At 74.4% G+C, this 9,468-nt stretch carries 9 protein-coding genes; 1 reads left to right on the top strand and 8 read right to left on the bottom strand.

The features are described 5' to 3' along the window. The 6 genes from HBO46_RS03325 to HBO46_RS03350 are packed head-to-tail and all read right to left on the bottom strand — an operon-like array spanning position 1 to position 5,895. A complete protein-coding gene (locus HBO46_RS03325; protein ID WP_166136843.1) occupies positions 1 to 945 on the bottom strand; it encodes a phosphotransferase family protein in 945 nt (314 codons plus the stop codon). Between the two features lie 41 nt (positions 946 to 986). Next, a complete protein-coding gene (locus HBO46_RS03330; RefSeq protein WP_166136840.1) occupies positions 987 to 2,333 on the bottom strand; it encodes an ABC transporter substrate-binding protein in 1,347 nt (448 codons plus the stop codon). Further along, on the bottom strand, positions 2,330 to 3,406 hold the full coding sequence (locus tag HBO46_RS03335; RefSeq protein ID WP_166136837.1) for a branched-chain amino acid ABC transporter permease: 1,077 nt from the start codon (positions 3,404 to 3,406) through the stop codon (positions 2,330 to 2,332). The genes HBO46_RS03330 and HBO46_RS03335 overlap by 4 nt, the downstream gene beginning before the upstream one ends. Beyond that, positions 3,406 to 4,284 carry a branched-chain amino acid ABC transporter permease gene (locus HBO46_RS03340; protein WP_166136834.1) on the bottom strand — a complete coding sequence of 293 codons (879 nt, stop codon included), beginning with the start codon at positions 4,282 to 4,284 and terminating at the stop codon, positions 3,406 to 3,408. Before HBO46_RS03340 ends, HBO46_RS03335 begins: the two co-directional genes overlap by 1 nt. Before the next feature lie 28 nt (positions 4,285 to 4,312). Then, the gene (locus HBO46_RS03345; protein WP_166136831.1) at positions 4,313 to 5,092 is read right to left on the bottom strand and encodes an ABC transporter ATP-binding protein; all 780 of its coding nucleotides are present in this window, start codon (positions 5,090 to 5,092) and stop codon (positions 4,313 to 4,315) included. Continuing rightward, positions 5,089 to 5,895, bottom strand: coding sequence for an ABC transporter ATP-binding protein (locus HBO46_RS03350; protein ID WP_191480197.1), 807 nt, complete (start codon positions 5,893 to 5,895; stop codon positions 5,089 to 5,091). Before HBO46_RS03350 ends, HBO46_RS03345 begins: the two co-directional genes overlap by 4 nt. 155 nt (positions 5,896 to 6,050) lie before the next feature. Here HBO46_RS03350 and HBO46_RS03355 point away from each other — a divergent pair, with 155 nt between their 5' ends. Beyond that, complete coding sequence (locus HBO46_RS03355) at positions 6,051 to 7,274, top strand: PucR family transcriptional regulator (RefSeq protein ID WP_166136825.1); 1,224 nt, start codon at positions 6,051 to 6,053, stop codon at positions 7,272 to 7,274. Positions 7,275 to 7,321: 47 nt separating this feature from the next. Here the strand turns inward: HBO46_RS03355 and HBO46_RS03360 are convergent, their stop codons facing one another. Together HBO46_RS03360 and HBO46_RS03365 are read right to left on the bottom strand one after the other, a co-directional pair. Then, complete coding sequence (locus HBO46_RS03360) at positions 7,322 to 8,281, bottom strand: alpha/beta hydrolase (RefSeq protein ID WP_224769357.1); 960 nt, start codon at positions 8,279 to 8,281, stop codon at positions 7,322 to 7,324. Between the two features lie 32 nt (positions 8,282 to 8,313). Further along, the gene (locus tag HBO46_RS03365) at positions 8,314 to 9,465 is read right to left on the bottom strand and encodes an acyl-CoA dehydrogenase family protein (RefSeq protein ID WP_166136822.1); all 1,152 of its coding nucleotides are present in this window, start codon (positions 9,463 to 9,465) and stop codon (positions 8,314 to 8,316) included. Between the last annotated feature and the right edge of the window lie 3 nt (positions 9,466 to 9,468).

The raw sequence follows: 9,468 nt of genomic DNA on the forward strand, positions 1-9,468 counted from the left end.
TCAGTCGGCCACCCGGCCGTCGAGGAACATCTGCAGGCGGGCGAGGGTCTGCGCGGTGCCGCCGGGATCGCCGGCCAGGCCGTTGACCGCACGGGCCGCCCAGCCCAGGCGCAGCGCCGCGTCGCTCGCCGCGACCAGGTCGGTCCCCGGCAGCGCCTCGGCCCAGGGGGCGAGGTAGGCGTCGCGGAACGGCGTGAGGTCCACGGAGCCCTCGACGGCGTCCACGCCCCAGGCGATCTGGCCCTCCAGGACCACCGAGAGCACGAAGAACGGGTGGGTGATGCACGCGTCACCCCAGTCCAGCACCAGGTGCCGGCGGCCGTCGCCGAGGAAGACCTGGCCGTCGTGGAGGTCGTCGTGGTCGAGCCCCGCGGGCACCCCGTGGCGTTCCAGGGTGGCGACCAGCTCCGCGACGTACGGTGTGGCGGAGCGGAAGCGGGCGGGTACGTCGAGGCGGTGCACCAGGTCGTCGTACCGCTCCACGAGGCGGGACAGGCGCAGGTCCGGTACGCCGAGGGCGAGCATCTCCTCGACCGCGTCGAGGGTGCCGACCTGGATCCGGGCGACGGCGTCCAGCACGTCGTACCAGCGGGTGAGGCTGCGTTCGGCGGCGATCACCTCGCGCAGCCGAGGGCCGGCATCGGCCATCAGCATCCAGCCGCGGGCCGGGTCGGCCGCCAGCAGCGGCGGCACCCGCCCGGGGAAGCGGGCGGCCAGCAGCGCGACCAGGCCGGCCTCGTGGCGCAGCGTGCCGTCGTTGGCCTTGAACCAGACCGGGCCCGCGTCGGTGGGGAAGCGCAGCACCGTCGACCACGGGACGACGTGCGGCTGCTCGGCGGGTCCAGTGGGCGCGAGCCCGAGCTCCCCGAGGCGCTCCTCCACCCAGGCCCGCACCCCCGCCAGCCACCCGGCGTCGCGCCACCTCTCGACCGCGCCCTCGCTCATCGGGCCATCCTGCCCCGCCCGACCCTCGCCGAGTCGGGGGACTACTCGGGGATGCCGCTCTCCGGGGGAGCGTCGTCGGCCTGGCCGGAGGTGTCCTCGGTGATCTCCGCGTCGCCGATGTCGCTGACCAGGACGGGGGTGAGGGGATCGCCCACGCCGCCCTTGAGCTCGACGACCTGCATGCCGGAGATGCCCATGTGGCTGTCCTCGGTGAAGCGGAACGGCGCCAGCTGCGGGCCCTCGAGCTCCTGGGAGCCGCTCTCCAGGGCCTCGACCAGCCCCTCGCGGGTCAGGTCCACGCCCGCCTCCTGCAGTGCCTGGACGAACGCGTAGGCGTGGGACATGCCGTAGACGCGGTAGTTGGTGAGCTCGCCCTTGTCGCCGTGCTCGTCCCACACCTTCTGCCACAGCTGCACCCACGGGTTGTCGGGGGCGTCCACGCCGGGGATGTACTCGGTGGTGAGCACTCCGTCCAGCGCCGCCGCGCCGCCCTTGACCGCGCCCTCGGAGATCTGCGAGAGCAGCGCCCCGACCAGGCCCGGGTCGGAGCCGACGTTGGAGTAGAACCACTTCGGGTCGTAGCCGAGCTTCAGCGCGACCAGCTGGCTCAGCGCGGTGTACGACGGGGTGTTGAACGACAGCACCAGGTCGGCCTTCGCCGCCTGGAGACCGGCGATCTGCGGGCCCACGTCGGTGCTGCCGGAGGTGTAGCGCTGCACCTCGACGATCTGGTCGTCGAGGTAGCGGCGCACGCCCTGCTCGGCGTCCTCGCCGAAGTCGTCGTCCTGGAGGAACAGCCCGACCCGGGCGTCGGGCATGTTCTCCGCGACGTACTGGCCGATGATCTTGCCCTCGATCTCGTAGTCGGGCTGCCAGCCGAACGTCATCGGCCGGGCCTCGACGTCGTCGCCCCACATCAGCGAGCCCGAGGAGACGAACAGGTCGGGCACGCCCTCGCCGTTGAGGAAGTCGACCACCGCGCTGTGGGTGGGGGTGCCGAGCCCGCCGACCATCGCGAAGATCTCGTCCTGGAGCACCAGCTCGTTGGTGACCTTGCTGGTGTTGGTGGGGTTGTAGCCGTCGTCCTTGACGAGGTACTCGATCTGGCGGCCGTGGACGCCGCCGTTGGCGTTGACGTAGTCGAAGTAGGCCTGCACGCCGGTCGGGATCTCGCTGTAGCCCGGGGCGGCGACGCCGGTGAGCGGGAAGTGCGCGCCGATCGTGATGGTGTCGGCGGTGACGCCGGTGTCGGAGGCGCTGGCGCCGTCCTCACCGTCGTCGTCGCGCCCGCCCGCGCCGCACCCGGCGAGGAGGAGCGCTGCGGAGAGGAGGCCGGCGACGGCCGCCGGCGCGCTGCGGGGGATCGGGATCCCTGTCCTGCGTGTCATCTGGCTGTTCCCTTCGAGGTGGTGGAGAGCGCCCCGCGCGTGCGGCGGCGTACGGCGAGCAGGCGCAGGCTGCCGGCGAGGCCGGCGGGTGCCACGAGCACCACCGCGACCATCACCAGCCCGTAGACCAGCGGGGCCAGCTCAGCGGCCTGGATGTCGCTCAGGCCGGCGTCGGTGCCGAGGTCGGTGGCGACCTGCGGCAGGAAGGTGAGCAGGGCGGCGCCGAGCAGCGCCCCGCTCAGGCTGCCGAGCCCGCCGAGCACCACGGCAGCGAGCAGGGTGAGGCTCAGCGTCAGCGTGAAGCTGCTCGGGGCGGCCAGCCGCACGCTCATCGCGAGCACCGCCCCCGCGGCCCCGGCCGCGGCGGCGCTCACCACGAACGCCGAGACCCGGGCGCGGCCGAGGTCGATCCCGGCCAGCTGGGCCGAGACCTCGTCGTCGCGCACCGCCCGCCAGCGCCGCCCGACCCGGCTGCGCGAGAGGTTGGCGAGCAGCACGTAGGTGACCACGAGCACCAGCCAGCCGACGAGCGCGACGTACCCGCTGGTGGTGAGGTCCTGCCCGGTCACGAAGTACGCCGCGTCGAGCACCCATCCGGGGATCTCCGGCAGCACGACCGGCAGTCCCTGCTCACCGCCCAGGGTGTCCTTGAAGTACAGCGCGATGCCCGGGACCGCCACCGCGAGCGCCAGCGTCGCGCCGGCGAGGTAGGGCCCGTGCAGCCGCGCCGCGGCGACCCCGACGACCGCGCCGACCGCCAGCGCGACGGCAGCGGCCGCGAGCAGCACCAGCGGGAGCGGCACCGAGGCGTCGCGGTCGGGCAGCAGCAGGGCGGCGGTGTAGGCGCCGACCGCCATCAGGGCGCCGTGGCCCAGCGAGACCTGGCCGTTGAGGCCGGTCAGCACGGTCAGCCCGCCCGCGGCGATGCCGAGGTAGGCCATCTCGGCGAGCTGGAAGCGACGGAAGTCGCTCGCCCCCTGCAGCACCAGCACGACCACGACCAGGCCGAGGACGGCCAGCAGCAGGTGCCGGGCGAGGGTGGCCTCCGGAAGGGCCCGGGTGGGTGCGCGCATCAGACCTGCCTCGCCGTCGTCGTGGAGAAGAGCCCGCCGGGGCGCACCAGCAGCACCAGCACCAGGATCAGCAGCGCCGCCAGCGGCACCAGCTGGGAGCCGACGTACCCGCTCACGAAGCTGAGCGAGAGGCCGAGCACCAGGCCGCCGACCACGGAGCCGGCGGGGCTGTCGAGGCCGCCGAGCACGGCGGCGACGAAGCCGAAGACCACCACCGAGTCCATGAACCCGGGGTGCACCAGGCTGCCGCTGGCGATCAGGACGCCGGCCAGGGAGCCCACGAGCGAGGCGAGCGCCCAGCCCAGGGTGAGCATCCGCCCGACCTTCACGCCCAGCAGCCGGGCGACCTCGTTGTTGAACGCCGCCGCGCGCATCCGCAGGCCCAGGTCGGTGAACCGGAACAGGGCCACCAGCAGGGCCATGGTCACCAGCACCGCGAGGATCGTGAAGACCCCGGTGGGCGTCAGCGCCACGGTGCGGTCGCCGATCTCCAGCCCGCGGATCCCGAACGGCGCGGGGAAGGAGCGGTAGCGGTTGCCGAAGACCAGCGCGGCGAGCGCGTGCAGCACGATGAACAGGCCCAGGGTCAGGATCACCGCGTTGATCTGGGTCCCGCCCTGCACCGGCCGTACGACGGTGCGCTCGAGGACCGCGCCGAGGACCAGCCCGGAGAGCAGGGCGGCGGCGAGGCCGAGCCACCAGGAGGCGCCCGACTCGATGACCACGAGGGCCACGAACGTGGTCACCATCGCCATCGGGGCCTGGGCGAAGTTGACCACCCGGGTGGAGCGCCAGACCAGGACCAGCGCGAGCGCGAAGGCGGCGTAGACCATCCCGAGCGTCAGGCCCACGAGGGCCGTGTTGAGGAACTGTTGCACGTGGTCTCCCGGTCGTGGGTGGTGGTCTTTAGAACCCCAGGTAGGCGTGGCGCAGCTGGTCGTCGCCGGCCAGCGTGTCGGCGTCCTCGTCGGCCACGACGCGGCCGAGGTCGAGCACGACGCCGCGGTCGGCGACCGACAGCGCGCTGCGGGCGTTCTGCTCCACGAGCAGCACGCTCAGCCCCTCGTCGCGGACCAGGTCGCGCACCAGCGCGAAGATCTGGGCGACGACCCGCGGGGCCAGCCCGAGCGAGGGCTCGTCGAGCAGCAGCAGGTCCGGGTCCGCCATCAGCGCGCGACCCAGGACGAGCATCTGGCGCTCGCCGCCGGACAGCGTGCCCGCGGGGGCACCGCGGCGCTCGGCGAGCACCGGGAACAGCCCGTAGGCCCGGTCCAGGTCGCCGGGCCTGCCCCGGCCGCCCCGGACCCTGCGGCCATCACTGCCGCCACCACCGCGACCCAGGGCGCCGAGACGCAGGTTCTCCTCGACGCTGAGCTCGGTGATCACGCCGCGGCCCTCGGGCACGTGGGCCATCCCGAGCCCGGTCATGGACTCGGCGGGTACGCCGGTCACCTCCCGCCCGTGCAGCTCGACGCGGCCGGCCCGGGCGCGGTGCAGGCCCGAGAGCGTGCGCAGCAGCGTGGTCTTGCCGGCGCCGTTGGCGCCGAGGACCGCGGTGATGCGTCCGCGCGCGGCCGTGAAGGAGACCTCGTGCAGCGCGGTGATCGGGCCGTAGCCGGCGCTCAGCCCGTGCACCGCGAGGGCCGGGATCGTGTCGGCGGGCGCGGCGGCCGCCGGCGCGCTCACACCGTCTCCCCGAGGTATGCCGCGAGCACCGCGGGGTCCGCGCGGACCACCTCGGGCGGCCCGTGCGCGATCACCCGGCCGAAGTCGAGCACGGTGATCTGGTCGCAGACGCGCATCACCAGGTCCATGTGGTGCTCGACCAGCAGCACCGACATCCGGTCGGTCAGCCCGCGCACCAGCGTGCCCAGCTCGTCCATCTCGTCCGTCGAGAGCCCGCTGGCCGGCTCGTCGAGGAGCAGCAGCTCGGGCTCGGCCACCAGGGCGCGGGCCAGGGACACCCGTTTGCGGACCGGGTAGGGGAGGCTGGGCGGGTAGAGGGAGGCCACGTGGGCGATGCCCAGCGCGTCGAGGGTGGCCATCGCCCGCTCGCGCAGCGCCCGCTCCTCGCGGTGCGCGCGGGGCAGGGCCAGCAGGGCACCGAGGAAGCCGGTGCGGGCGTGCCGGTCGGCGCCGACCATGACGTTCTCGAGCACGGTGACCCGGTCGAAGAGACCGAGCCCCTGGAGGGTCCGGGCCACGCCGAGACCGGCCAGGTCGGTGGGCCGCAGCCGCCCGAGCGGCGCACCGTGGTGGTGGATCGCGCCGCTGTCGGGGCGCACGAAGCCGCAGGCGACGTTGAACAGCGTCGTCTTGCCGGCGCCGTTCGGGCCGATCACCCCGTGCACCTGGTGCGGGGCCACCACCAGCCCGACCCCCTCGAGCGCCGTGAGACCGCCGAAGGTCACCGTCACGTCGCTGAGCTCCAGCACGCTCACGGGCGTCGGGGTGGACGTGGACGCGGGAGCGGCGACCGAACGGGCCACGGGGACCTCCAGCGGTTGGGCAGTGTGACCTGCACCACCTTGGAGTGGTTGCACAGATAGGTCATGAGGCGGAGAGCACAAAACTCGTTGGTCTTCGGGACCCGAAACCCGCTCGGTACTGGTCAGCGTTGTGCGGAGAGTGCGAACGTGGCGCCATGTCTGCGGAACCCGTCGAGGTGGACCTCGCACTGCGCCAGGCCTGGGTGCTGCTCATGGACTCCGCCGACGCGATCGCCGACAGCATCACGCTGACGCTCTTCGAGCGCGACGCCGAGATCTACGAGCGGATCGGCCCGGAGCTGCGCGCCGACGTCCGGGCGAGCACCCGGCAGCACATCCGCCGCGGCCTGCGGATCCTGGCGGGGCGTCGCGAGGACGGCGACGGGCGCACCTCGGCGGTCGAGCTGTGGCGCGACACCGGTCGTCGGCGGGCCCGCCAGGGGGTGCCGCTGGAGGTGGTGCTCAACGCCTACACGCTGGGGGCGCGGATCCTGTGGGAGGCGCTGGTGACCCGCGCCCGCTCCGAGGCCTCGGCCGGGGTGGACGACCGGGTGCTGCTCGCCGCGGCGCGGCGGGTCTGGGCCAACCTCGACACCCAGAACGGCGTGCTCATCGACGCCTACCGCCGCGAGAGCGCGCGACTTCAGCGACACGACCTCCAGCGTCAGCAGAGCATGCTCGACGCCCTGCTGGAGGGGCGCGGCGCGGACCCCGAGCTCGCCGAGGAGGCCCGCGCGGTGCTGGGGGTCGGCCCCGACGACGACGTCGCGTGCGTGGTCGTGCTCGGGGACGGCACCGACGGCGTCGACGCGCTCGCCGCGGCGGAGGACCGGCTGGACCGGCTGCGGATCTCCGTGCGCTGGCACGTGCGCTCCGGGGTCTCCTACGGCCTGCTCTCCGGAGACCTCCCCGACGAGCCGGGCATCGTGGAGCTCTTCGCGCACGCCGGCCCGGGGCGCGCCGGGGTGGCGGCCAGCCAGGACGGCATCGCCGGGTTCGCGACCGCGTTCCAGCTGGCCCACCGCGCCGCGGAGACACTTCCGCGCGGCACCCGTGGCGTCGTCGCGGTCTCCGAGCGGCTGCCGGAGGTGCTGCTCGCGGGCAGCCCCCAGGTCGCGCCGCTGCTGGTCGCGGAGACCCTCGGCCCGGTGCTGGCCCTGCCCGGCGGGCAGTCCCGCACGCTGCTGGACACCCTGGCCGCGCTGCTGCGCCACGACGGCTCGCCGACGCACGCCGCCGCGGAGCTGTTCTGCCACCGCAACACCGTCATCTACCGCATCAAGCAGCTCGAGCAGCTCACCGGGCGCAGCCTCGCCGACCCGCGCGACAAGATGCTGCTCGCCCTGGCCCTGATGGCCAGCGGCCGCAGCGCGCCCTGAGCCCGCGGGCCGACTCGCGCAACCACTGGGGCCGACTCGGCGAGGGGTCAGGGGTGGAGGAGGTCGCGGAAGGCCGCGCAGGTCTCCTCGACGGCGGTGCGGGCGGCGGCGGAGAAGCGGCCCATGTCGACGAACCCGTGGATCAGCCCGTCGTACGACGCCAGCCGGACGGGTACGCCGGCGGCCCGCAGCGCCTCGGCGTACGCCGTGCCCTCGTCGCGCAGCGGGTCGAACTGCGCGACCGCGACGACCGCGGGCGCGAGTCCGCCGAGCTCGCCATGCAGCGGGGAGAGCCGGGGGTCGGTGAGCCGGTCCGGGGGCAGCGCGCCGACGTACTGCTGGGCGAACCAGAGCATCGTGTCGCGGTCGAGGAAGTAGCCCTCGGCGTTCTCGGTGCGCGACGCGGTCTCGCCGACCAGGTCGGTGGCGGGGTAGAGCAGCAGCTGTGCGGCGACCGGGACCGCGTCGTCGCGCAGCGCCTGCGCGGCCACCGCGGCGAGGTTGCCGCCCGCGCTGTCGCCGGCCAGGCCGAGCCGCTCGTCGCCGCCGAGGTCGCCGAGGTGGGCGGCGGCCCAGCGCGCTGCGGCGACGGCGTCCTCCACCGCCGCGGGGAACGGGTGCTCGGGAGCCAACCGGTAGTCGACGCTGAGCACGACCGCGTCGCACGCGGTGGCCAGGGTGCGCGCCATCAGGTCGTGGGTGTCGAGGTCGCCGATCACCCAGCCGCCGCCGTGGAAGAGCACGACGGTGGGGAGCGGGCCCTCGGACCGCGGGCGGGGGCGGTAGAGCCGGGCCGGCCGCTCGCCGTCGCCGCCGGGCACCGTGGTCTCGGAGACCTCGGCGACCTCCGGCAGCAGGGAGGCGTCGCGCATGTCGACGGTGAGGGTGCGGAAGGCCGCGCGCGCCTGCGCGGGGGTGCCGGTGTGCATCGGCGGCGTGCCGGTGGACTCCATGAAGGCGAGCAGCGCGGCGATCTCGGGGTCGAGGCGGGGGTCGAGCTGGGTCACGATCGGGTCCTCTCGGTGGGCGGTGCGCGCGGTCAGACGAACGCGCTGATGCCGGTCTCGGCGCGACCGATCAGCAGCTTCTGGATCTGGCTGGTGCCCTCGTAGAGGGTCATCACCCGGGCGTCGCGGAGGTACTTCGCGACCGGGTAGTCGTCGATGTAGCCGGAGCCGCCGTGCACCTGGAGCGCGTTGTTGGCGGCGCGCACCGCGGCCTCGGAGGCGAACAGCTTGGCCTTCGAGGCGGCCACGCCGACCGGCTCGCCGCGGTCCAGGAGGTCCGCGCAGCGCCACACCAGCAGCCGGGCCGCGTCGGCGTCCAGGGAGATGTCGGCGATCAGGTCCTGCACCAGCTGGAAGGAGGCGATCGGCCGGCCGAACTGGGTGCGGGTGGTGGCGTAGTCGACCGCCGCCTCGAGGCAGCCCTGCACGATCCCGACGCAGCCGGCGGCGACCGAGACCCGGCCCTTGTCGAGCGCGGTCATCGCGATCCGGAACCCCTGGCCCTCCTCGCCGAGCAGCGCCGAGGCCGGCACGCGTACGCCGTCGAGGTGCAGCGAGGCGGTGGCCTGGCCGCGCAGGCCGAGCTTGCCGGTGATCTCGCGCGCCTCGAAGCCGGCGCTGCCGGTCGGCACCAGGAAGGCGGAGACGCCGCGGGGGCCGTCCCCGCCGGTGCGGGCGAAGACCAGCGCGAGGTCGGCCCAGGTGCCGTTGGTGATGAACAGCTTCTCGCCGTCGAGCACGTAGTCGGAGCCGTCGCGCCGGGCGCGGGTGGTCAGGTTGCCGGCGTCGGAGCCGACGCCCGGCTCGGTGAGCCCGAAGCAGCCCAGCGCGGTGCCGGCCGCCAGCCGCGGCAGCCACTCGCGGCGCTGCTCCTCGGTGCCGGCGCGCAGCACCGAGCCCGCGACCAGCCCGCTGGAGACCGAGACGATCCCGCGCAGCGCGGAGTCGGCGCGGCCGAGCTCCTCCATCGCCAGCACCGAGGTGACGTGGTCGCCGCCCACCCCGCCGTACTTCTCGGGGAGGGTGAGGCCGAAGAACCCGAGCTCGCCCATCCGCGGCACGATCGCGGTGTCGATGGACTCGCGGCGGTCCCACTCGGCGCGGTGCGGGACCGCCTCGCGCTCGAGGAACTCCCGGGCCACCGCCCGGAACGCCTCCTGCTCCGTGCTCAGCGAGAGGTCCACGGC

This window comes from Nocardioides ochotonae, from assembly GCF_011420305.2.
Classification (GTDB): Bacteria; Actinomycetota; Actinomycetes; order Propionibacteriales; family Nocardioidaceae; genus Nocardioides; species Nocardioides ochotonae.

What these genes read in the sequence shown, in the direction of transcription:
- HBO46_RS03325 (WP_166136843.1), bottom strand. Translation starts at nt 945, where the DNA reads ATGAGCGAGGGCGCGGTCGAGAGGTGGCGCGACGCCGGGTGGCTGGCG.
- HBO46_RS03330 (WP_166136840.1), bottom strand. Translation starts at nt 2,333, where the DNA reads ATGACACGCAGGACAGGGATCCCGATCCCCCGCAGCGCGCCGGCGGCC.
- HBO46_RS03335 (WP_166136837.1), bottom strand. Translation starts at nt 3,406, where the DNA reads ATGCGCGCACCCACCCGGGCCCTTCCGGAGGCCACCCTCGCCCGGCAC.
- HBO46_RS03355 (WP_166136825.1), top strand. Translation starts at nt 6,051, where the DNA reads ATGTCTGCGGAACCCGTCGAGGTGGACCTCGCACTGCGCCAGGCCTGG.